This window comes from Cellulomonas dongxiuzhuiae (assembly GCF_018623035.1).
In the GTDB taxonomy this organism is placed as follows: Bacteria; Actinomycetota; Actinomycetes; order Actinomycetales; family Cellulomonadaceae; genus Cellulomonas; species Cellulomonas dongxiuzhuiae.
Genome location: NZ_CP076023.1, coordinates 1329797 through 1350621 on the forward strand (window position 1 = coordinate 1329797; position 20825 = coordinate 1350621).

Consider the following 20825-nt stretch of genomic DNA (forward strand, 5'->3'; position numbering starts at 1 on the left):
CCCCCGGCGCAGGAGCAGGCTCGGTCCCCCCGGGGCGCGAGACCGCCGGCCCACCCTCGTCATCCTCCGCAGCGGCGGAGGGCCACCGTGCCACCCGGACGCGGGTGGCCACGTGCTGACCGACTGGTTGCTCGTCGGCCTCGGCGTGCTGCTGACCGCGGGGACCGCGATCTTCGTCGCCGCCGAGTTCGCCCTCGTCACGCTCGACCCCGGCCTCGTGGAGCGTCGGACGGCCCCCGACGACGCCCGGGGTGCCTCGGTGCTGCGGGCCCTGCGGCGCCTGTCCACGCAGCTCTCGGGCGCGCAGGTCGGCATCACCGTCACGACCGTGCTGCTCGGCTACACGACGCAGCCCGCCGTCGTCCGGCTGCTCGGCATCCCGCTCGAGGCGACCGGAGCGGGTCGCGCCGTGGCCGGCGCGATCGCGGCCGTGCTCGCACTCGTGCTGGTCAACGGCTTCTCGATGCTGTTCGGCGAGCTGGTCCCCAAGAACTTCGCCATCGCCCGCCCGCTGGGCACCGCGCGCGTGGTCGCGCCGCTGCAGCTCGGGTTCACCGCGGCGCTGCGGCCCGTCATCGCCGTCACCAACGGCACGGCCAACGCCCTGCTGCGGCGGGTGGGCGTCGAGCCGCGCGAGGAGCTGTCGGGGGCACGCTCGCCTGCGGAGCTCGCGTCACTCGTGCGCCGGTCGGCGGCGCAGGGCACGCTCGACCAGGCCACGGCGACGCTGCTGACGAACTCGATCGACTTCTCCACCCTCACGGCCGTCGACGTCATGACGGACCGCACGCGCCTGGTCGTCGTGCGCCGCGACGACTCGGCCGCCGACGTCATGGCCCTGGCCCGCCAGACGGGCCACTCGCGCTTCCCCGTGATCGGTGACTCCGTCGACGACGTCGTCGGGCTCGTGCACCTCCGCAAGGTCATGGCCGTGCCCCACGAGCGGCGCACCGAGGTGCCCGCCGCTGCGCTCATGGTGGAGGCGCCCCGGGTCCCCGAGACCGTCGGGCTCGGCCCGCTGCTCGTGGACCTGCGGGCGCAGGGCCTGCAGATGGCGCTCGTCGTCGACGAGTACGGCGGCACGTCCGGTGCCGTGACGCTCGAGGACGTGGTGGAGGAGCTGGTGGGGGAGGTGGCCGACGAGCACGACCGCACGCGCGGCCAGCTGGCCCGCCAGGCGGACGGCTCGTGGGTGCTGCCCGGCGTGATCCGGCCCGACGAGCTGCACGAGGCGACCGCGCTGCGCGTCCCCGAGGACGGCCCCTGGGAGACCGTGGGAGGACTCCTCATGGCCCGGCTGGGCCGGGTGCCCGTGGAGGGCGACGAGATCCTCGAGGGACGCGTCAGCCTGCGGGTCGAGCGCATGGACGGCCGTCGCGTCGAGCGTGTGCTCGTCCGCGAGCTGCAGGACGAGGGGGGTGAGGCGTGATGGACAGCACCGTCGCGCTCGTCCTGGCCGTCGTCCTGCTCGCGGCCAACGCCTTCTTCGTCGGCGCCGAGTTCGCGATCATGTCCGCGCGGCGCTCGTCCGTCGAGCCGCTCGCCGAGGCGGGTGACCGCCGGGCCGTCACCGTGCTGTGGGCCATGGAGCACGTGTCGCTCATGCTCGCGGCGGCGCAGCTCGGGATCACCGTGTGCTCGACGAGCCTGGGGCTGGTCGCCGAGCCGGCGATCGCGCACCTCATCGAGTCCCCGCTGCACGCCCTGGGCGTCCCGGACGCGTTCACGCACCCGATCGCCTTCGTCCTCGCGCTGCTCGTGGTCGTGTACCTCCACGTCGTGCTGGGCGAGATGGTGCCCAAGAACCTGGCCGTGTCCGGGCCCGACCGTGCCGTGCTGCTGTTCGGTCCGCCCCTCGTGTGGGTCGCGCGCGTCCTGCGGCCCGTGATCGTCGTGCTCAACTGGCTCGCGAACCATGTGCTCCGGGCGTTCCGCGTCGAGCCGCGGGACGAGGTCGCCTCGGCGTTCACGGCGCAGGAGGTCCAGTCGATCGTCGAGCGCTCGCAGGCCGAGGGCCTGCTGGCCGACGAGCAGGGCCTGCTCGCGGGTGCCATCGAGTTCTCCGACCGGACGGCGGCCGAGGTCATGGTGGCGGTCGACGACCTCGTCACGGTCGACGCGGCCAGCACGCCCGACGACATCGAGCACCTCGTCGGGCGGAACGGCTTCAGCAGGTTCGTCGTCCTCGACGGCGACGGTCGGCCGACCGGCTACCTCCACATCAAGGACGTCCTGTACGCCGACGACACGACCCGCACCCAGCCCGTCCCGTCGTGGCGCGTGCGCACGCTCGCCGTGGTCGGGCCGCAGGACGAGGTGGAGACCGCGCTGGAGGCCATGCAGCGCTCGGGGTCGCACCTCGCCCGGGTCGACGACGCGCAGGGCCGCACGACGGGTGTGGTCTTCCTCGAGGACATCCTCGAGGAGCTCGTGGGTGAGGTCCGCGACGCGATGCAGCGGGGCCAGCTGCGGTGAGGCGAAGGGGGTGCAGGGCGCACCCCGAACGCTCCGCGGGTGCCCCGGGTTGTGGGCCGTCCGGTGGAGGATCGGTGAACGCGCGGCGTGTCGGACGGCGTGTCGCACCGGGTGCCCGATTCGGGACCGGTCTGTGACATGGCCGGGTCTTGGAGAGGGCACCCACATCCCGTTATGGTTCCGTGACCGCATCGGGGGGGACCGATGTCACGCGGGACGAGTGAGGCGGAGGTGTCGTGGGATCCCACCGAGCGGAGCCGACGACACGCGCGCGCCGGGACCGGCAGCAGCGCACCGACGCGCCCCCGGTCCCCGTGGCCGCCGCCCCCGCCGTCGAGGGCCTGGGCGCCCCGGCCGCGGACGCACCGCGCCGATGGTCCACCCGCATGCTCGGACGGACCGGCGTGCTGGCCGCGCTCGTGGCCGTCACGGTCGTCGTCCCGGTCTCGCAGGGCGTCGCGGACGGTGAGATCGTCGTCGGCGAGCGGCAGGTCGACCCGAACCTGCCCTCGACGGTCACCGCGCTGACCGCCATCCCGCTGTCCGACCTGCCGCCGACCCCGCTCGTCTCCGCCGACGGCGCCTCGCGGCTCCGCGCGCTGGCGGAGGTCTCGCGCGACGCCGAGCGGTCGGCGCTGCCCGGCTGCGACGGCGGCGTGCGCGCCGCGGGTTCGAACGGCCTGCTGGCGACCAAGGACCTGTGCACGCTGTGGGACGGGCGCACGCAGATGCGCGCCGACGCGGCCGTGGCGCTCGCCGAGCTCAACGAGGCCCACGTCGCGCGGTTCGGCACCGACATGTGCCTGACCTCGGGCTACCGCACGCTCGCGCAGCAGAAGGCCGTCAAGGCGCAGAAGGGCGGCATGGCCGCCACCCCCGGCAAGAGCAACCACGGCTGGGGCCTCGCGATGGACTTCTGCTCCATCCAGACCTCGGGCGCCCGCTGGACGTGGCTCAACGACAACGGCCCGACCTTCGGCTGGGAGCAGCCGAACTGGGCGGTCAAGGGTGGCTCCGGCCCCTACGAGCCGTGGCACTGGGAGTACACCAAGGGCGTCAAGGCCGACGGCGAGTACTACGGCTGACGGACCGGCGCGCCCGCCGCAGCGGGCCCACCGGTCGTCGGCAGGCTCGGCCCGCTCGTCCGCTCAGCGCAGCGACATGCCCCAGCGGACCTCGTGGGACGCACCCGGCTCGAGCTCCACGAGCAGCTCACCGGTGCGGAACGCGTCCGCGATGCACGTCATCGGCTCGACGGCGACGCCGCGGCGCTCGATGCCCGCGATCCCGTCACCCGTGCACACCTGCCACGCGGGCAGGGTCGCGTCCGCCCACACGGCGACCGTGCGGCCGTCGCCGCCCGTGAGCGTCGCCCACGTCAGACCGTCCGCGTCGGGCGTCGCGTCGACCCACGCGTCGTCGAGGGCCACGCCCGCGAGCGGGCGGCCCTCGCGCAGGTCGAAGCGGCCGGCGACCGCCTCGGTGCCGACGGGCAGCAGCCGCTCGTCGACCGTCACGCGGCGCGCGGCGTCGAGCCGGAGGGTGCACGCGTCGACAGGACCGGGGCCGGGGGAGAGCCACGGGTGGAACCCGACGCCGTACGGCGCCACGCCGGTGCCCAGGTTGGTCGCCTCGACCGTGACGGTCAGGCCGTCCTGCGCCAGCGCGTACGTGACGTCGAGGCGCAGGGGCCACGGGTACCCGGGGATCGGGACCAGGTCGTGCCGCAGCGTCACGGACTCCGGCGTCACGTCCACGGCCGCGAAGCGGGCGTAGGACACCAGGCCGTGCAGGGCCGTGAGGCGCTCGTGCTCGGTCAGCGGCACCTGGTAGGTGACGTCGCGGAAGCGGTAGGTCGCGTCCCGCAACCGGTTGGGCCACGGGGCGAGCACGCCACCGGAGAAGGCGGGGGCGATCGCGTCGACCGCGAAGGGCAGGACGACGTCGCGGTCGCCCACGCGGTACTCGCGCAGGCTCGCGGCGACGGACGTGACGACGGCGACCTGGTCGCCGTGCCGCAGCACGTGCTGGTCACCTGTGGGGGAGGGCGTGTTCACGTGCACAACCTATCCGGGGCCGGCCGAGGTCACCGCCGGGGGACCCGCCGAGACGGGCGTGCGCCGTACGCCCGGCGCGGGGGTCAGACGGTCGGGACGTCGTCGTCCGGGACCGCGCGCGCCCCGGCCCTGACGTCGGAGTGCCCCAGGGGCCTGTCCGGTGCGACGCGGTCGCGGACGAGCTGCTTGAGCGTCGTCACCTCGGGGAAGCCGCGCCCGTCCGAGCGGTCCCAGATCGTCTCGCCGTCGACCTCGACCGTGAAGACGCCGCCGGTCGCGGGGCGCAGCGCCACCTCGCCGAGCTCGCGGTGGAAGGTCGTCAGCAGCTCCTGCGCGTACCAGGCGGCCCGCAGCAGCCAGCGGCACTGGGTGCAGTAGGTGATGGTGACGCGCGGCTGCGGGTCGTCGGCGCTCATGGCGGCAGTCTTCCGCACGCACGCACGCACGCACGCACGCACGCACGCGACGACCGTCCGTCCGGGGGAAGTCCTGCGACGTGCCGCGGGGCCTGCCCCGATCGTCGCAACGTCCGGCGATGATGCGGGCATGACGCACACCTCCGAGGCCCGCGACCTGCCCCGACGCGCACCCGAGGAGGTCGGTGTGCCGTCGGCCGCGCTCCTCGCGCTCGTCGACGCCCTCGACGCGCACGACGAGACCCACTCCGTCATGGTCGTCCGTCGGGGCGCCGTGGTGGCCGAGGGCTGGTGGGCCCCGTACGGCCCGGACCTGCCGCACGACCTGTACTCCCTGTCGAAGACCTTCACCGCGATCGCGGTCGGGCTCGCCCGGGAGGAGGGGCTGCTCACGTTCGACGACCCGGTCCTGTCGTTCTTCGGCGACGAGGCACCCGACGAGCCGTCGCCGCACCTCGCCGCGATGCGGGTGCGCCACCTGCTGACGATGCGCACCGGCCACCACGACGACGCGAGCTCGCGCACCTTCGCGGGCGACGACCTGGTGCGGGCGTTCCTGTCGCTGCCCGTCGAGCACGAGCCGGGGAGCTGGTTCGTCTACAACACCGCGGCGACCTACATGCTGTCCGCGATCGTCACCCGGCTCACGGGGCAGCGGCTGCTCGACTACCTGCGGCCACGCCTGTTCGAGCCGCTCGGGATCACGGGCGCGACGTGGGAGCAGTGCCCGCGCGGCGTCGACATGGGCGGGTTCGGGCTGGCGCTGCGCACGCGCGACATCGCGGCCCTGGGGGTGCTGCTCGCGCAGGACGGCGTGGTCGACGGCGTGCGGGTCCTGCCCGCCGGCTGGGTCGCCGAGGCCTCGGCCGACGGCGGTCCGTCGGTGCCCGAGCAGGACGGCGACGGGCCGCCGGAGTGGCACCAGGGCTACGGCTACCAGCTGTGGCGCTGCCGCCACGGGGCCTTCCGGGGCGACGGCGCGTTCGGCCAGTTCTGCGTCGTGGTGCCGGACCAGGACCTCGTGGTCGCGATGACGTCGGGCGACCTGGACATGCAGGGGGTCCTGGACCGGGTGTGGGACCTGCTGGCGCACCTGTCGGCCGACGCGCTGCCGTCCGACCCGGCCGCGCACGGGGCCCTGGTGCGTCGGCTCGCGGGCCTCGCGCACCCGGCGCCCGCCGGCTCCGTGGGCGACGGGGTCGGCGCGCTCGCCGGGCGCGACCTCGTGCTCGAGCGACCCGTCGGGCCGGTGCACGGCGTGCGGATCGACGTCGGGCCCGACGAGGACACCCTCGTCGTGCGCACGGCCGACGGTGACGTCCCGCTCCGCGCGGGCCACGGCGACTGGGCCGCGCAGACCGTCACGCTGCCCAGCGGGCACGGCGGCCCGCCGCGCGACCTGCTCACCCTGGCGTCCGCGGACCGTCCCGAGGCCGGCGCCTACCGGGTCACGGTGCGCGCTGTGACCACGCCGTTCCGCTGGACCGCGACGGTGCGTGTCGCGTCCGACGGCACGGCGACGCTGGCCGCCGAGCAGAACGTGGGCTACGGCGTGACGTCGTCGGGGGAGGTCCCGCTGCGCCTTCAGGGGTGACGGTGTCACCCGTCCGTTCTGTCCTGTGGACGAAGTTCCACGGGCGCCCGGCCGATGCCCTACCGTCACTCCCGAAACGGACGAACCCGGCATCGGTCGTCCGCTGCACCGGGAGCGGGGGTGGACGTGGACGGCGTGGCGATCCTCGAGAGCGAGGTCCGCGAGCTCATCCGGCGCCGCGGGGTCGACCCCGTGCGCGACCGCGCGGGCGTCGTCGCGCTCGTGCACGCCGCCATGGCGGACTACGACGAGCGCTCGCTGCTGGGGTCGGTCCCGCAGCTGGGGGACACGGCGGCCGCGCACAAGGCGGTCGTGGACGCGGTGGCCGGGCTGGGACCGCTGCAGCGCTACCTCGACGACGACGAGGTCGAGGAGATCTGGATCAACTCGCCGTCCCAGGTCTTCGTCGCGCGGCGCGGCGAGCCTGAGCTGACGACGACGATCCTCACCGACGCGCAGGTCCGTGACCTCGTCGAGCAGATGCTCAAGGTCTCCGGGCGCCGGCTGGACCTGTCCAGCCCGTTCGTCGACGCGTCCCTGCCGGGCGGGGAGCGCCTGCACGCCGTCATCCCGGACGTCACGCGGCGGCACTGGTCCGTGAACATCCGCAAGTACGTCGTGCGCGCGACGAGCATGCAGGACATGGTCGGCCTCGGGTCGCTGACCCCGCAGGCCGCGGCGTTCCTGCAGGCCGCGGTCCGTGTCGGTCTCAACGTGCTGGTCTCCGGGGCCACGCAGGCGGGCAAGACGACCATGCTCAACGCGCTCGTCGGCGCGGTGCCGCCGCGCGAGCGGGTCATCAGCTGCGAGGAGGTCTTCGAGCTGCGGCCGGCGGTCCGGGACTGGGTCGCGATGCAGACGCGGCAGGCCAACCTGGAGGGCACCGGTGAGATCACGCTGCGGCGCCTGGTCAAGGAGGCGCTGCGGATGCGTCCCGACCGGCTGCTCGTCGGTGAGGTCCGTGAGGCGGAGGCGCTCGACCTGCTCATCGCCCTCAACAGCGGCGTGCCGGTGCTCAATAGTGACACATGTCGCCCGTCGCAGGTCGTACCATCGACGGCATGCCGTCAAAGTCGCCGGAGTTCCAGGAGACCGCGTTCAACTGCCCGTTCTGCGACGCCTATGCGGCGCAACACTGGTCGGGCGTCCTGCTCCAGGACGAGAAAATGGGACAGTTTTGGCACGACAATTTTGATGCGGCAAAGTGCACGCACTGCCAGCGGTGGAGCGTGTGGGCCGATGAACGTATGGTCGTGCCCTCCGGGGTCCGTCAGGGCTCGGCGCCACTGGACGGCATGCCGGACGACGTGCGACGCATATTCGAGGAAGCGCGAGAGGTCTCGGCTGTCTCGCCTCGAAGCGCTGCCGCGCTACTCAGGCTTGCGCTGCAAGTCCTCATAAACGACCTAGAGCCCGGCAATGGGACACTCGACGTCAAGATTGGCCGTCTCGTAGCCCGCGGACTCAGTCAGGAGGTCGCGCGGGCGATGGACGTCGTCCGCGTTATCGGGAACAACGCAGTGCACCCCGGTCTAATCGAGATGGGCGGGGACGTGACACCGGTCCCGGCGATGTTCACGCTGCTAAACCTCATCGTGGAACAGGTGATCGTCCGAAAGGCGGAGGTCGACCGACTGTTCGACTCACTGCCCGGGGGGTCTCGTGAGGCGATCGCGCGGCGAGACGGAACTGTCTCGTCGCCAGAGTCCTGACGGGCTGCCTGACACAAGGTTCCTGAGGTGCCCTAGCGCTCGGACCGGCCGTCATTCGCTGGATGATCGTGGCTCGCCCGTAGCCGGGCTGTATGGGCACACGAGCGGTCACGATTTGGTGGCTTTGGTCGGGCCTGCCGCCGTCGGCGCGCCTGGGCGGCGGCGCGTGTCGATCTTGAGGGCTGTGACACTTTTCCGCACGGCTCACCGGTAGGGCAGGGCGCGTGGAACCTCTAGGGCGCTCCGTGGGCGCGAGCGGGTCAGGCGGTCACGGTGTCGCTCAGCCCAGAGGCGCCGCCCTCGGACTGGCCGGGGGCGGTCGCGGTCTACCTGGACGGCGCGCGGCTCGGGTGGGTGAACGGGGGTGGGGCGCCGATGCGCGAGGCGCTCGGTCGGGCGTGGGCGCTCGGTTTCTACGTCGTCGTCCCGGGTGTCGTGGAGATTCTGGACCGCGCTCCAGTGGTTCGGCTGGCCCTACCCCGATCGGTGCAGGTGGTGAAGTGGCTCGACGAGCAACGGCCACCCGGACCCGGCGGGTAGACCCGATCGTCGGTGGCCCCTCGCGATGCCCGTCGTTAACGGCTCTTCGGCGGAAGGATGAGCCTCTGTGTCTCCGGCGCATCAGAATGTGCTGCGTCCAGCCATTCGACGACGCAAGAGGCCGGACCCGGAGTCGCCTCGGTCGCTGCAGTGATGACCTCGATTGAGCCACCCGCTGCGACGCGGTCACAAGACCGAAGGTTGCTCGGGGAAGAATTGGGAGGGGGCGTCACGGTGACGCTCATGACCTCCCGACCGCCGACGTTGGTCAGGATGTACAGGTCCCCCGAGTGGTGCTCGATGGCCCATGTGGGCTGGGCCGCCCGTAGGTCGAGTGCATCCGCGCGCTCAGCCCTCATGATGTTCAGTTGCTCCTCTGCGGCGGACGCCTGGCGTTCGCTCGCTTCCGTCGCGGCGTTAGCCACCTTGACGCTATCTCGGGCGGAGTCTCGTTGGTCGCGCGTGAACTTCGCTGCCACCGCTGCAACCACGAGCGCGACAAGGGCCGCAATGCCTGTGACGGTGCTCCAGAGCGATTCGTCCATGCGGCGACGCTAGCGTTAGTGCCGCCCCCGGCTCGGCCAGCCAACGAGCGACGCGCCGCAGCGTGTAAACGACGAAAGCCCCGGCCCTCTCAGGTTACGGGAGAGGGCGGGGCTCGGGTCGTGGCGGCTTAGGCGAGCACGGGCGGCGCTGTTGAGGTCGCGGTCGACATGATCGTCGGCCGTGCGGCGGGCGGGTCGTCGAGGTGGTGCGTCGGGAACGCCAACCCAGAAGCGCCGACGGAACCGACCTCCCGGGCGACCTCCGCGGGACGAGGCGCCTAGGTGACTTCGGTTGAACCCGCGTGTCCGCGCGCGGGCGGTCCGACGCCGCGTCAGGAGTTAAGCGCTCGGCGCATGGCAATGAGAACGGCGCGCTTTTGTTCGTCACTACCCTTGACCATGCGTGCCTGAATATCAATGCGGGCCTCATCGCCGACGACACCATCCGTGTGGGGAAGGTTGGGATGGGCGAACTCGACGATATTTTCGAGCATTGCCAGATACTTGCCTGCTGGGATGGCAACGTCTGGGGCAAGAATGTGGAGAACCTGGAGAGCAGGTTGTGCATCGGCGAGGGCCTCTGGAGGGGGCTTCACAATTCGGGTCGATTCGGTGTGGAAATCGCCTAGAGACGTCCACGCCGCGCATGCTGCGAGGTACCGTCCAAAGGCGTCGCGTAGTACATCGGCGCGGCGCTGCGCTACGGAGTGTCGGGCGGTAAGCCACGCCCCGAGCCACACACCGACGAGGGCGAGTGGTGCGGACGAGAGCGCGATCCACAACTCTGGGGTCATCGCGCGACGGTAGCGTCAACCGCCCGGGAGCGGAGGGGGGACCGCTGGATCGTCGTCGCCAGTCGCGCGCTGACCGTCACTGAAACGTCTGGGCGTTCGTGTCGCTCACGAGCCCGGCGCGAGTCGCCGCGAAGCGTGCGGCGGCGGCGAGCGGGCCGGGATACTGGAGGCCGAGGCGGGGGCCGACAGCCCGGGCGTACGCGAGCGCCGGATCTGGGCCGGGCCAGTCGATCGGGTCGAATGGCGGGGCGTGCGGGTGGAACACGGGCGGCGGGCTCGGCTCGGGCTCACCGACGTCGTGCGGCGTCTGCGTCGTGGGGCGCAGTGGCACCACGCCGCGGGCGACGGCCTGTGCGGTCCGGCGTGAGCGCAGACCGTGGCTCACCGCGTCGCCCATCGGGCGCGGGCTGCGGTGCGGGCTCGGGCCGTCGAGGTCATTGCTCCGGTGCCCGCGCTCGGTGAGGCGAGCCGGGCAAGGATCGACGCCGCGGCGGTGCGGGCGAGCCGGGCCTCGATGATCGCCGGGTGCACGACGGTCTGACCCGTCGAGCCAGCGGTCGTGTACCCGTCCGCGCGTGCCGCGGAGGCAAGGGCGTCGGCGGCGGTGATGAGGTCGGCGACCTGGGTAAGGGCTGCGAGGTCCGCTCCGGCGAGGTCGCCCCGGACCTCGAGCACCTCCTCGACGGCGTCGCGGGCGGCGGCGGACCAGTGGTCGGGGTAGGGCTGGTCGTCGGTGGTCAATGTGGCTCCGAAACGGGGTCGTGTGGACGCGCGATGAGGGTGGTCGCGTGTCGGTGGAAAAACAGGGGGCATGCCGGCACGCACAGGCAGGCGCTATGCCACTTCGGGGCGGCGACCCCCCCGGGTGGGGAGGTGGTGCCCCACCCCTAGACGCTGGACGCCCGTGCGACCCGCTCGCGAAGGGCGGGCGGGACGGCGTCGCCTAGGGCGAGCACCAGGGCGTATATCGCATCGGCCTCGGCGAGGCGTGCGTCGTACGCGCGTCGGGTGAGCATCTCGGCGATGTTCTCGCGGGCCGTTGCGAGGCGGAGGTGTGCGGGGCTCACGCATAGGCGGTTGCCACAGGCGTGATGTACGTGGTCGCCGGTCGGGATAGGTCCGCGGGTGGCGGTGTAGACGAAGCGGTAGGGGGCACCCTTGCTCGTCGTGGGGTAGCCGTCGCGGTTGACCATGCCGACCCACTCCCAGCACCCGCCGGGGCGCCGGGCCGAGCGGTGCTTCGCCCACGCCACTACGGCGCGCGCGTCCCCGCTCGCGGCCATGCTGCGCATGCTCCGTTGGGGGAGGTACGGCGGGCGGGTCTCGCGCTCGAAATCCTGACGGCTTGGGTAGCGCCCTAGGCCCCCGCCGCGGACAAGCGCCTTGCACCTGTCAGAGCACACGCGCACCTGTCCGCGAACGCCGGGACGGGACGACACGAACTCGGCACCGCACACGCCGCACCGCACACGCCGCACCGCATGCGCCGACGCCGAGCACCCGAAGAGGTACGGCACGCCGGGTATGACTTCGGGCGCTGCCCCTTCGTGGGCTTGCGCTGCCATGCCTGCCCGCACGTCTCGCACGTGTGATTCTCCATGCCGAGGCAGTGCGTAGGTGGGGCCTACCCGTTGCCTATTAGGCCGGGGTGAGGCTCGGGGTCGCGGACCTGTGTGGGGCGGGGCTTGCGTGCGGCGGCCCCCTCCGCGCTGCTCTTGCGTGCGTGGTGCCAGCGGCACAGGGCCTGGAGGTTGCCGAGTGAGTGATCGTCGCCGGGCACGATGTGGTCCGCCTGATTGGCAGGCTCACCACACGGTGAGCCCTGCGAGTCGCGGGCCTGACAGCGGTAGGCGTCACGCCTCAGCACCCGCACGCGGCGGGTCGTCCAGTCGCTCGGTAGGCGCGCTGCTCGGGCGCTCGTGCTCGCGGTCCCCCATGCCATGCGCGCCACCTCCAGGGGACGACAAAGCCCTCGGGTGGCGCTCTATTCTGCGAGGGAGGAACGCCACCCGAGGGCGGGCCGGGGCGCGGCGTCGCGCTCGCCCGGCGGGGTGGGTGGGGTGTCAGGCAGCGTGAGCCGCACAAACGGGCCGGGCGGACAGGAGACGCGCGGGGCCTCGGGCCACCGTGCTCCCGCGCTCACCTGTCGTCGACGCTCCGGGCTCGGCGGGCCGAGGGCACCCGTGCTGCGGAGCCCCGCGGCCCGGTCCCCGCGGCGAGGCGATCGTGTGCGCGACCGCCGGAGCGGAAGCGCCTGACGTCGGGCTCTGCATCCCTCACAGTCCCGCGGCTCGCGTGGAGCCTCCGGCAGCGTCGCTGACGCCACGGGGGCGACGTGCGGTGCGCCGCCCGGTTCTGCGGGGCTGTGCACGACCACGGTTCGGGGGAAGGTCGGCCGCCGCTCGGTGGGCGGGGTAGAAACCGACGAGTGACCGGGGATGAGCGCGAGCCTCCTCACGGTCTGAGTCCGACCAGCGGGCCGACGAGCACGCGCCCGGAGAGCAGTTGCTCGCATTCGCGAGCCTCGGCGAGACGGATCGTCGGCGCGTCGTCATGCTGCCAGGGCGATGCCTTGGCGGCCGCATGAGTCGCGCGCGAATGCGCGACGGCGGGCTCGGCCCCGGCGATGCGTTCGCGGCCGTAGGTGTCGCCGTAAGTCGAGAGGTGCCGGTCGCGCGGTGAGAGGTGGGCCGCGCGAGGGCTGCTCCTCGGGTGCTGGCGGTGTGTCTTCACGAGCGGGCCTCCTCGGTCGAGGCGGGGGCGCCGACCGCGCGAGAGCGCGCGACGACGAGGGCATAGAACTCGGCAGGGTCGACGCCGCGCGCGGCAGCGCCGCGGCGCACGATCCGCGCCGCGGACGCGGGCAGGCTGCCGAATCGGGCGGGTAGGGCGACGTCAGCGGCCACGGAGGGCCTCCTCGGCGACGCGGTCCAGGGCCGCGCGCTCGGCAGCCTCGGCGCGCTGCGCCGCGGTGCCGTGCTCGGCGATGACCTCGGCGACGGTGGCCTCGATGGATTCGAAGGAGAGGGTCACGCGGTCGCCTCCTGGTCGTCGGTCTCGAACACGTGTGCCGGGAAGCCGTTGACGATCGTGCGCAGGTCGTCGATGACGCGGGTAAGCGCGAAGTCCGGGAATCCTCGGTGAGGCACGACCGGCGACAGCGACCAGTGCGTCAGGCGATGCCCACGCTCGCCGTGCCACTGGCGCGCTGGGTACCCGGCCAGCGCGTGTCCTCGCTCGCGTACGGCGAGCGCCTGCTCCAGGGTCGCCAGGGCCTCGACGGCCGCGGCGTGCGCCGCCGGGACAGCGTCGATCGCGGTGTCGGCACGAGCGGTGCGGGTGGCCTCGTCGACCGCGAATACGACGGTCAGGTAGCCGCGGTGTGCGCGCACGGTCTCAGCCTCGGCGCGCCTGACGGCCTGCTCGTGGGGCTCGATGAGGTCGTAGATCGCGTCGCGCCGCATCTGGGTGGTGCCGTCGTGACGCAACTCCTCCACGTGTTCGCCCTGCGTCGCGGCGAGCGCGGCACGGGCCTCCCCGAGTGCCTCGCGTGCGGCCAACCAAACGTCGCGCGCCTCGGTGGCGCCGGGCGTGGAGGTCAGGAGGTTGTCGGTGGCCTTGGCCGTCAGCGCGGTCCGGTCGACAGCAGTCATGTTCGCGATCGCTTCGGCAGGAACGTAGATCGTCGGCCGCGGGTAGCCGGTGTACGCCTGCGGAGCGGTGCGCGTGTCGGGCGGGAAGAGCGCCGAGGCGGCGCGAGGGGACGGCGTGGAGGGCACGGGTGGTTCCTTTGCTGCTGGAGGGAGAGGAGGGACGGTCGGGAGGGAGGCCGCCCCCGTGGCGGCGGGTCAGCCGGGGGTGAGCGGCGAGCGGTGCTGTGGTCGTTCCATGCGTCCGTCGGCGTGCCGAAGCCGGGTCACGCGCGCGCCGCGGGCGACGAGCGCGTCGGCCTTCGCGGTCGCCATGACGCACGAGCGCAGGTAGTCGCCTTCGGCGACGTAAGACACCTCGACGTGCCCGGGTGCCACATGACGAGGCGGCCGCGCGATGAGGAACACGTCATCGGCGCCGACGGGCGCGTGGAGTCGGGCGCTGGGGTGCGGGGCGAAGCGATCCACGGGACGGGACTCCTAGCGGGCGAGCGGTCGGGGACGTGCGGACGAGCGCGGAGACGCCGGGACGCAAGTTCACGAGCGCCCAGCCGCGGGGCGCGTCCCGTATGGCCCCGGTAGGCGGCCTCACGCTGCGGCCCGGCGGGCGCGTGCTGCCTCGAAGTCGAGGACCGTCGCACCGGGCGCGGTGTGGCGCTCGCTCTGGGCGCGGAGTGCGCCGAGCCGGTCGCCCACGGCCCATGCGGCACGCTGGCGCTCCAGGAGGTCGAACGCGCGCTCCTCGGCGTCGGTGAGCGCGTTCGTGGCGTCGGCGGCGGCGTAGCGGGCGTCAGCGAGTTCGTGGGTGGCGTCGGCCTCGACACGGATCGCCGCGACGGTCGGGCTTGCGGTCACGGTGGGCTCCTCGGGGACAGCGGGGACGACGAGGACGCGGCTTCGCGCGTGGCCGGTGCGGACGTCGGCGCCGTCGCTCAGGAGCGCGTAGAAGGTGGTCCGCCCGATCATGTCGAGGGCGTCGCGCCGCGGGCCGGGGGCCGTGCGCTCGACCGCGGCGCCCCATGCGGCCCAGACGTCGGGCAGGCGGTGGCGGCCAGTGGGGAGCGTCGCGGCCCACTTGGCTACCAACGGGCGGGCGACCTCTACCGGGGAGAGGCGCACGGTGCGGTGGCGGGCGTTTGAGGTGGCAGCGGTGGCTGCGGCCTCGGCGCGGGCTGCGGTGCGCCGGGCGCGGGCGTGTCGGTCGGTCTCGTGCTCGGCGTCGGTGGGTGCCGGGAGCGCGTTGGCGGTGGCCGTGCGGACGGCCCAGAGGTAGCGGGTGTGCCCCGCCGCTCGGCGGGCGAGGAGGTTCGCTGCGTCCCACGGGCGCCGGGCGCGAGCGGGCTCGGCGTCGGCTGCGGCGCGCAGGACTGCGACAGCGACCTCGCGGACGGTTTCGCGGAACTCCGCCACCGTGACGGCGGCGAGCATGCCGTCGTCGTCGGCTCGCAGGGAGGTCGGCCGCAGCGCCTCGTCGTGGAGGCGGTGCCCGTCCTGGGCGAGCCGTTGGGCGACGTCACGTCCCAGGGTCAGCGGGTCGGGTACGCCGCGCCCGGCGACTGTGGGGCCGTGCACGTCATAGAGGGTTCGAGTTCGCATCGGTCTCTGGGCTCTCTGTGAGGGATCGCCGGGTCAGGGAGATCGCGTGTCGTCTGCCCCAGCCCGAACGCGCGAAGACGCCCCCTGGCACGCGCTCGCTCACGGTGACTAGCCGTGAGGTCTTCGCAACGTGTCAGGGAGGCGCATCCGCCCTCGGCCCGGGACAGGACCAGCCGCCAGGGGATCAGTCCCGGCAGCGTCGATGTGACGTCGAGGAAGTGGCTCGGGCTAGCGGCTTTGTTGCCCACGAGTTCGCAGACGGGCGCCGCGAGGCGTCCGCTACGCGGCGGCGGCGGGAGCGGGGTCGATGCCCTGCCAGGCGTCGAGGGCGCGATCGACCTCGCGCTCCGCGGCGGCGGTCGCGTCGATCGCGGCGCCGAGGGCACGCTCTCCGCGCCGGACCGCGGCCCGGAGGACGAGCCGGGCGTCGTCGAGCACGGTCGCGGACGTCGGGTCGTTCGGCGGGGCGCCCTTGCTCCGCTCGGTCGTGTCGTCCCGGGGGCGCTGCCGCGGGGCGGCCTGCCACTGGACGGCCTCGGCGTCCTCCAGGCGGAGCGCGAGCGAGCGGGCGGTGAGCACGAGGTCGCCGAGGGCGGTGCGGGCATCGGTGACGGCGGTCATGCGGGCTCCTCGGTGTGGTGGGCGACCAGGAGGGCGACGACGGCGTCGAGGGTCGCGACGTACGCGAGCGCCTCAGGCAGCGAGTCGGCGTCTCCGCGGCGCAGCACCTGAAGCGCTGCGCGCTCACGAAGATGCCCTGCGTTGCGGCGACACGTCCCGGAGCAGTACCGGGCGCGGGCGTCGCGGCCCGCGAGGTCTCGGGCGCACTGGAGACAGCGACGGTCGGTCATGGCGGCTCCTCTCGGGGCGTGTGGCGTGTGGGGTGTGGGGTTACCCCCCCGTAGAGGTAGTAACCCGGGCGTTGCCCGGAGCCGGACGGAAGCGGGCGGGCCTCTCACGTTGCCCGCTGGCGCGGGTGAAGCAGGTAGGCGGCGACGCCGAGGGCGCGGAGCACTCGCCCGATCGCGGCAGGACGCGCGCGCTGTGCCTTGAAGAGTGCGGCGGCCGGTCGGCTCGGTGGTGAAGAGTTGGACATGGGGCGTGTTGCACATGCCCTCCAGGTCTCTTCTCTAGGGCGGCTCTCTCTCTATGAAGGAACTAGAGATGCATGTGCAACACGCCCCATCGCGAACTCTTCACCACGGGTACCCCTCCCCGGCGCCCCCCGGCGCTCGGGGCCGACGTCGACACGGCTCGCCGCGGCGCCGAGCGGGGAGCGCCTCGCCGCGCGTCCGTCGGACGGCCCCTCTCGAGGGAGGCGGAGGGGTCGGGGTACGCGGACGCCCCGTCGCGGCCAGGGGCCGGGAACGGGGCTCTCCGAGATTGCTAGGGGGCCACAGACGCCAGAGGGTCCGGGCCTCTTCGATGAGGCTCGGGAGGGGCCTCACGCAGGGGCCGATGATCGCCCGACGAGGAGGTGCTCCGCGTCCGGCGGCGTAGCCGAGAGGAACGCGAGCGCGTCGCCCTGCCTCACGAGCCACCCGACGATCGCGTCGCCGGGCACGAAGACCTGGGCGACGAGCGCGTCGGCGCTCCAGTCCGGCGCGGGGTAGCGCGTCGGGGCGACGACGAGGTCGAGCGGTGCTCGCGGTGGGCAGTCACGCCGCGTTGTAATCGTCGTGGTTGTTCGCCTGGTCGGTCTCTCCGCGCCACCGGACCTCGACCCGGGCTCGGTCGAGGGGACCGGTCCTGCCCCGGACGCCGGGGTGCACCGCGACGTAGTCGAGCGCGGTCATGAGGTGGTCGCGCCGCGATGACGTGTCGGCGAGGCGGCTCCACACCTCCGCGTAGGTTTCGCCCGTCTCGTGGAACTGGACCTCGGGCGGGGTCGCTGTGGCCTCGGCGCGGAGGGCTCGGACGCGAGCGCGAAGCGTGCTTCGCTGCGCGAGGAGTGCCTCCTCGTCTGCGTCGTCGAGGTCGGCGTTGCCGAGCCGACTACCGAGGTGCTGGAGAGCCTCTTCGGCCTCGGCGAGAGCGGCAGCCACAGGCTCGACCTCGACGGGATGGACGACGGCGAGACGGCCTACGGCCGACAGGAACTCCCGCACGACGAACTCCTCTAGACGCTCGGCGGTCACGCTCGCGGCGCCTGCGCACGGGCGCCCGTTGGAGCGTGAAGCGCAGCGGTACGCGGGGGTCCCGTTCTGCTGCTGGCGCACGTACAGGGGCGCGCCGCAGGAAGCGCAGACGGCCACGCCGGAGAGGAGGCGGGATCGCGCGCTACGGGCGCGTGTCCCTGCGGGCTTGGACGACTCAGCGCGGGCAGCGAGTACCGCGCGCACCTCGCGCCAAAGGTCGACCGGGAGTGCGGGCTCCCAGACCTGACGCGGCATCCCGTCCGCGTCGCGCATCACCTCGCCCTTGATGGTCACGCGCCCGACGATCGCCGAGCCCGTTAGCGACTGCTTCACGGCCTGGAGCGACCAGGACGGCGCCCGGCGGGGTCGGAAAGGCGTCGAGTTCATGTACGCCGTGACGGCGTATACGGACTCGCCAGCCACGATGCGCCGCGCGGCCTCCACCAAATACCGCACCTCGTCGGTCGCCGGGATGAGCACGCGGCCCGGCCCGTCGGGGTTCGGCGCGCTTGCGTATCCGACCGGCGCGGGACCACCGGTCCAGCGGCCCGCCGCGCGGTTGCTGGCGATCGCCGAACGAACGCGGATCGCCGTGTTGTTCGACTCGCTCCGGGCGAACGTCGCCAGGATCGGGGCGAGCATGTCCCATGCGCTCGTTCCGGAGCGAAGCCCGTCCTGGAGAGCGACGAAGGTCGACTCGGGTCGCGAGTCCAGCGCGTCGAGAAGGGGCACGAGGCCGCGGACGCCCTCGCGTGAGAACCGGTCAAACTTCCAGACCGCCAGGACGTCGATGTCACCGCTGCGGAGAGCCTCGACGGCGGCGGTCGCCTTCACTCGTGCGGCGCGGCCGGACATGCCGTCGTCTATGAGCACCGAGACGACGTCCCAGCCTTCGGCGGCTGCGAGGCGACGGAGGTCGCGCTCTTGGCGTTCGATTGAGGTCGACTCGTCGTCGGACGCGACGCTGAGTCTGAGGTAGAGACTGGCTCGAAGTGGGCGGGAGTGCTGCGTGGCAGGCATGGTGCTGGGTTCCTGTTCGTCGGGGTCACCGGGGGAGTAGTCCCCACGGCGCCCGGCGTTGCCCGGCCTGTATCACTAGCGGCGGCCGGGCGTGCCGGCGATGTGCACGATCCACGCGAGCTCCGCGCGCGAGGCGCTGGTCAAGCTCTGCACGCTGCCGCTGCTCGCGGGCGAGAACATCTCCGACCGGTTCGTCGTGCCCACCGTCGCGTCGTCGGTCGACCTCGTCGTGCACCTGGAGCTCGACGCGCGCGGACGGCGCCGCACCCGGGAGGTCGTCGCGGTGCCCGGCCGCGTCGAGGCCGGCATCGTCGAGACCGCCGACGTGTTCACGACGCGGGACGGTGCGCTCGTGCGCGGCGACGGCTTCCCGCCGCACGCCGAGCGCTTCGCGCGTGCCGGCGTCGACGTCGTCGCCCTGCTGCGGCAGGTCTGACCCGTGGGCGTCGTCGTGGGGCTGCTGCTCGGGGCCGGGCTCGCGTGCGTGTGGTGGTCGTGGTGGCCGCTCGCCGTGACCGTGGAGGGGGGCCGCGACGGCTGGTCGGCGCGCGTGCGCGACACCCTGACGCAGGCCGAGGTCACCGGCGTGAGCCCCGGCGGGCTCGTGGCGGTCAGCGGGCTCCTCGGGCTCGTGGTCGCGGCCGTGTCGTTCCTCCTCGTCCCCGTGCCGGCGGTGAGCCTGTGCTTCGGCGCGTTCGCCGCCACCGCGCCGTGGACGCTGGTGAGAGGACGCGCCCGGCGCCGGCTCGCCGGCACGCGCGAGCTGTGGCCCGACGTGGTGGACCACCTGGCCTCCGGCGTCCGGGCCGGGCTGTCGCTGCCGGAGGCGGTCGCCCAGCTGGGGGACCGCGGCCCGGCCGAGCTGCGGGCGCCCTTCCGCAGGTTCGGCGAGGACTACCGCGCCACCGGCCGGTTCACCGACAGCCTCGACGCGTTGAAGGACCGGCTCGCGGACCCGGTCGCCGACCGCATCATCGAGGCGCTGCGGCTCACGCGCGACGTCGGGGGCACCGACCTCGGGCGGCTGCTGCGCACGCTGTCGTCGTTCCTGCGCGACGACCTGCGCACGCGCGGTGAGATCGAGGCCCGGCAGGGGTGGACCGTCTACGCGGCCCGGATGGCGGTCGCGGCGCCCTGGATCGTGCTCGCGATGCTCGCCACCCGGCCCGAGGCGATCCGCGCGTACGACTCGCCCGCCGGGGCCGTGGTCCTGCTCGCGGGCGCGGCGAGCACCGTCCTGGCCTACCGGCTGATGCTGCGCGTCGCGCGGCTGCCCGACGACCCGCGGGTGCTGCGGTGAACCCGGGACTCACTGGAGCGCTCATCGGGCTGCTCGGCGGGTGCGGGGTCGTGCTCGTCCTGCTGCGGCTGCGCGCGCGGCGGATCTCCCTCGAGCAGCGCGTCGGACCGTACCTGCGCACGCGCGGCACGTCCTCGCTGCTGCGGATCGAGACCGTCCGGGGGCCGTGGGGCACCGTCGAGCGGCTCGCCACGCCCTTCCTCGCCGACGGCGTGCGGCTCATGGCGCGCATCGGGTCGCCCGCGGGCGAGCTGCGGCACCGGCTGTCGCGCGCCGGTCGGACGGAGACGGTCGAGCAGTTCCGTGCCCAGCAGGTCGTCTGCGGCGTCGTCGGGCTCGCCGCGGGACTGCTCCTCGCCGTCACGCTGGCGGCGACACGCGGCGGCGGGCTCGTCCCGCTGGTCGCGCTGGTCCTCGTGGTCGGCCTCCTGGGCGCGCTCGCACCCGACTGGCTGCTGGGTCGGCAGGTCGCACGCCGGGAGGCGCGGCTGCTCGCCCAGATGCCGACCGTCACCGAGCTGCTGGCGCTCGCCGTGAGCGCCGGGGAGGGCGCCACGGGCGCGCTCGAGCGCGTCGTGCGCCAGACGCGCGGCGAGCTGGCCGACGAGCTCGCGCGCACGCTCGCCGACGCCCGCGCCGGTGCGCCGCTGACGACCGCGCTGCAGTCGCTCGCCGACCGGACGGGGATCCCCGCGCTCGCGCGCTTCGCCGAGGGGGTCGCGGTCGCCGTCGAGCGCGGCTCGCCGCTCGCGGACGTGCTGCGCGCCCAGGCGCAGGACGTGCGCGAGGAGGGGCGCCGCGCGCTCATGCAGACAGGCGGGCGCAAGGAGGTGCTCATGATGGTCCCGGTGGTGTTCCTTATCCTCCCGGTGACCGTCCTGTTCGCCGTCTTCCCCAGCGCGGTGGTCCTGCGGGTGGGGCTGTGACCCCGGCCCTGATGCACGCGGAGGCGCCGACCGGCGCGCTCCGGACGACGACGGAGGTCGAC

Annotated in this window: 23 protein-coding genes and 1 pseudogene; 9 read left to right on the forward strand and 15 right to left on the reverse strand. The window is 73.5% G+C overall.

What is annotated here, in order from left to right; genetic code table 11:
- The first annotated feature begins 112 nt into the window (after positions 1-112).
- The 3 genes from KKR89_RS05955 to KKR89_RS05965 all read left to right on the forward strand — a co-directional run bounded on the left by KKR89_RS05955 (position 113) and on the right by KKR89_RS05965 (position 3560).
- Positions 113-1429, forward strand: a complete 1317-nt coding sequence (locus KKR89_RS05955; protein ID WP_208197420.1) for a hemolysin family protein — start codon at positions 113-115, stop codon at positions 1427-1429.
- Complete coding sequence (locus tag KKR89_RS05960; RefSeq protein WP_208197421.1) at positions 1429-2475, forward strand: hemolysin family protein; 1047 nt, start codon at positions 1429-1431, stop codon at positions 2473-2475. Before KKR89_RS05955 ends, KKR89_RS05960 begins: the two co-directional genes overlap by 1 nt.
- Before the next feature lie 236 nt (positions 2476-2711).
- Positions 2712-3560 (forward strand): M15 family metallopeptidase, encoded by an 849-nt coding sequence (locus tag KKR89_RS05965; protein ID WP_208197422.1) that lies wholly within the window; start codon positions 2712-2714, stop codon positions 3558-3560.
- A gap of 63 nt (positions 3561-3623) precedes the next feature.
- Here KKR89_RS05965 and KKR89_RS05970 read toward each other — a convergent pair whose 3' ends face one another.
- Both KKR89_RS05970 and KKR89_RS05975 read right to left on the reverse strand, forming a co-directional pair.
- Positions 3624-4532, reverse strand: coding sequence for an aldose 1-epimerase family protein (locus KKR89_RS05970; protein ID WP_208197423.1), 909 nt, complete (start codon positions 4530-4532; stop codon positions 3624-3626).
- 83 nt (positions 4533-4615) lie between these two features.
- Positions 4616-4948 (reverse strand): SelT/SelW/SelH family protein, encoded by a 333-nt coding sequence (locus KKR89_RS05975; RefSeq protein ID WP_208197424.1) that lies wholly within the window; start codon positions 4946-4948, stop codon positions 4616-4618.
- A gap of 130 nt (positions 4949-5078) precedes the next feature.
- Here KKR89_RS05975 and KKR89_RS05980 point away from each other — a divergent pair, with 130 nt between their 5' ends.
- From KKR89_RS05980 to KKR89_RS18615, 3 genes are all read left to right on the forward strand, one after another.
- Positions 5079-6542 carry a serine hydrolase domain-containing protein gene (locus tag KKR89_RS05980; RefSeq protein ID WP_208197425.1) on the forward strand — a complete coding sequence of 488 codons (1464 nt, stop codon included), beginning with the start codon at positions 5079-5081 and terminating at the stop codon, positions 6540-6542.
- Positions 6543-6668: 126 nt separating this feature from the next.
- Positions 6669-7943: a CpaF family protein gene (locus KKR89_RS05985; protein ID WP_251141092.1), complete on the forward strand. Its 1275-nt coding sequence runs from the start codon at positions 6669-6671 to the stop codon at positions 7941-7943.
- Positions 7838-8254, forward strand: coding sequence for a DUF4145 domain-containing protein (locus tag KKR89_RS18615; RefSeq protein ID WP_208197426.1), 417 nt, complete (start codon positions 7838-7840; stop codon positions 8252-8254). Before KKR89_RS05985 ends, KKR89_RS18615 begins: the two co-directional genes overlap by 106 nt.
- Before the next feature lie 575 nt (positions 8255-8829).
- Here the strand turns inward: KKR89_RS18615 and KKR89_RS05995 are convergent.
- The 13 genes from KKR89_RS05995 to KKR89_RS06055 all read right to left on the reverse strand — a co-directional run bounded on the left by KKR89_RS05995 (position 8830) and on the right by KKR89_RS06055 (position 18537).
- Entirely contained in the window at positions 8830-9339 is a 510-nt protein-coding gene (locus tag KKR89_RS05995; RefSeq protein ID WP_208197427.1) for a hypothetical protein, read from the reverse strand.
- A 332-nt stretch (positions 9340-9671) separates the two neighbouring features.
- On the reverse strand, positions 9672-10133 hold the full coding sequence (locus tag KKR89_RS06000; RefSeq protein WP_208197428.1) for a hypothetical protein: 462 nt from the start codon (positions 10131-10133) through the stop codon (positions 9672-9674).
- Positions 10134-10209: 76 nt separating this feature from the next.
- Positions 10210-10518 carry a hypothetical protein gene (locus KKR89_RS06005; RefSeq protein WP_208197429.1) on the reverse strand — a complete coding sequence of 103 codons (309 nt, stop codon included), beginning with the start codon at positions 10516-10518 and terminating at the stop codon, positions 10210-10212.
- Positions 10515-10874, reverse strand: a complete 360-nt coding sequence (locus KKR89_RS06010; RefSeq protein WP_208197430.1) for a hypothetical protein — start codon at positions 10872-10874, stop codon at positions 10515-10517. Before KKR89_RS06010 ends, KKR89_RS06005 begins: the two co-directional genes overlap by 4 nt.
- Positions 10875-11020: 146 nt before the next feature.
- Positions 11021-11416, reverse strand: coding sequence for an HNH endonuclease signature motif containing protein (locus tag KKR89_RS06015; RefSeq protein WP_208197431.1), 396 nt, complete (start codon positions 11414-11416; stop codon positions 11021-11023).
- A 1171-nt stretch (positions 11417-12587) separates the two neighbouring features.
- Complete coding sequence (locus tag KKR89_RS06020) at positions 12588-12866, reverse strand: hypothetical protein (protein ID WP_208197432.1); 279 nt, start codon at positions 12864-12866, stop codon at positions 12588-12590.
- Positions 12863-13039 carry a hypothetical protein gene (locus KKR89_RS06025; RefSeq protein ID WP_208197433.1) on the reverse strand — a complete coding sequence of 59 codons (177 nt, stop codon included), beginning with the start codon at positions 13037-13039 and terminating at the stop codon, positions 12863-12865. The genes KKR89_RS06020 and KKR89_RS06025 overlap by 4 nt, the downstream gene beginning before the upstream one ends.
- Positions 13029-13166: a hypothetical protein gene (locus tag KKR89_RS06030; RefSeq protein ID WP_208197434.1), complete on the reverse strand. Its 138-nt coding sequence runs from the start codon at positions 13164-13166 to the stop codon at positions 13029-13031. The genes KKR89_RS06025 and KKR89_RS06030 overlap by 11 nt, the downstream gene beginning before the upstream one ends.
- On the reverse strand, positions 13163-13912 hold the full coding sequence (locus KKR89_RS06035) for a hypothetical protein (protein ID WP_208197435.1): 750 nt from the start codon (positions 13910-13912) through the stop codon (positions 13163-13165). Before KKR89_RS06035 ends, KKR89_RS06030 begins: the two co-directional genes overlap by 4 nt.
- A gap of 69 nt (positions 13913-13981) precedes the next feature.
- A complete protein-coding gene (locus tag KKR89_RS06040; RefSeq protein ID WP_214765739.1) occupies positions 13982-14251 on the reverse strand; it encodes a hypothetical protein in 270 nt (89 codons plus the stop codon).
- Between the two features lie 120 nt (positions 14252-14371).
- Entirely contained in the window at positions 14372-15355 is a 984-nt protein-coding gene (locus KKR89_RS06045) for a hypothetical protein (protein WP_208197437.1), read from the reverse strand.
- 303 nt (positions 15356-15658) lie between these two features.
- Positions 15659-16000 (reverse strand): DUF7169 domain-containing protein, encoded by a 342-nt coding sequence (locus KKR89_RS06050; protein ID WP_208197438.1) that lies wholly within the window; start codon positions 15998-16000, stop codon positions 15659-15661.
- Positions 16001-17037: 1037 nt separating this feature from the next.
- A complete protein-coding gene (locus KKR89_RS06055) occupies positions 17038-18537 on the reverse strand; it encodes a recombinase family protein (protein WP_208197439.1) in 1500 nt (499 codons plus the stop codon).
- A gap of 88 nt (positions 18538-18625) precedes the next feature.
- On the opposite strand from KKR89_RS06055, the pseudogene KKR89_RS06060 reads away from it, so the two are divergent.
- The 3 genes and pseudogenes from KKR89_RS06060 to KKR89_RS06070 all read left to right on the forward strand — a co-directional run.
- Positions 18626-18973, forward strand: a pseudogene (locus KKR89_RS06060) (CpaF family protein); the annotation flags it as partial.
- A 3-nt stretch (positions 18974-18976) separates the two neighbouring features.
- Positions 18977-19837 carry a type II secretion system F family protein gene (locus tag KKR89_RS06065; RefSeq protein ID WP_208197440.1) on the forward strand — a complete coding sequence of 287 codons (861 nt, stop codon included), beginning with the start codon at positions 18977-18979 and terminating at the stop codon, positions 19835-19837.
- Complete coding sequence (locus KKR89_RS06070) at positions 19834-20763, forward strand: type II secretion system F family protein (protein WP_208197441.1); 930 nt, start codon at positions 19834-19836, stop codon at positions 20761-20763. Before KKR89_RS06065 ends, KKR89_RS06070 begins: the two co-directional genes overlap by 4 nt.
- Positions 20764-20825 lie beyond the last annotated feature (62 nt).